Source organism: Neisseria sp. P0019.S002, assembly GCF_051957155.1.
GTDB classification, from domain to species: Bacteria; Pseudomonadota; Gammaproteobacteria; order Burkholderiales; family Neisseriaceae; genus Neisseria; species Neisseria perflava.
The window spans coordinates 1-869 of the sequence record NZ_JBQCWS010000020.1; the positions used below are offsets into that span (position 1 = coordinate 1).

At 39.7% G+C, this 869-nt stretch carries 2 protein-coding genes and 1 pseudogene; 2 read left to right on the top strand and 1 reads right to left on the bottom strand.

Translation table 11 applies throughout. From position 1 onward, the window contains the following. Positions 1-200 (top strand): META domain-containing protein (locus ACTHTY_RS11275; protein ID WP_440367692.1); only part of this gene is annotated, 200 nt, incomplete at its 5' end. 17 nt (positions 201-217) lie between these two features. Then, positions 218-328 (top strand): annotated as a pseudogene (locus ACTHTY_RS11280) (IS5/IS1182 family transposase); the annotation flags it as partial. A gap of 211 nt (positions 329-539) precedes the next feature. Here the strand turns inward: ACTHTY_RS11280 and ACTHTY_RS11285 are convergent. After that, the coding region (locus tag ACTHTY_RS11285; RefSeq protein ID WP_440367694.1) for a hypothetical protein at positions 540-869 on the bottom strand (330 nt) is incomplete at its 5' end.

Consider the following 869-nt stretch of genomic DNA (forward strand, 5'->3'; position numbering starts at 1 on the left):
ATTTGATGCTCCAAGCAAAAGAAGTCGGTTCGGGCAAAATCGATTTCGGTCCGATTGCGACGTCGATGATGTTGTGTGAAGACATGAAGTTGGAAGAGGCTTTCTTGAACATGAGAAGCGTGTGGAACTATCGTTTCGACGGCGATGATTTGATTTTGGAGCAAAACGGCAAAACCATGCGCCTGCGCCGTGAGCCGTAAATTTTGAGTTTGCCATTAAGTATAGTGGATTAAATTTAAATCAGGACAAGGCGACGAAGCCGCAGACAGTACAGATAGTACGGCAAGGCGAGGCAACGCCGTACTGGTTTAAAGTTAATCCACTATATCATCTTCCGTTTCTTCTGTTGCATGAACAATCAAACAGGACGACTGCCATTAGTAAAAAGGTCGTCTGAAAACTTTCAGACAACCTTTGAGAAAGTTAGGCGTCCAATTCAAACTACGCCTGTTATGTAAACAACACAGTGTTTTCTTGAAATATCAACAATCCTTTCTTAGGGGAAAGCTATCTAAACTAAACTTTCAGATAACCTTAACTCATTCTTTAACTTTTATCTGATAAAATTTCTTATGATCCTTCTTACCCAATCCCAAAAATCCTCCTGGTCCTCTTATATAATAAGAGATTTCAATCGTAATATCCTGTTTGGTTTGTGGAGTTCCAGAAATATGAACCGTATCATACCACTTATCGATGGGCTTTACAGTTAACCCCGAATTCGGGGGATCCATTTTTACCTTGAAATAATCGGGATAAGTAGCTTGGTTAGCCACATTAAATTCTATGAAATATGGCTTATTTAATTCTGTATCCGGTAATGCCTGAACTTTATGTTTACCGGTGAAACAACCGGATAACGCTATTAC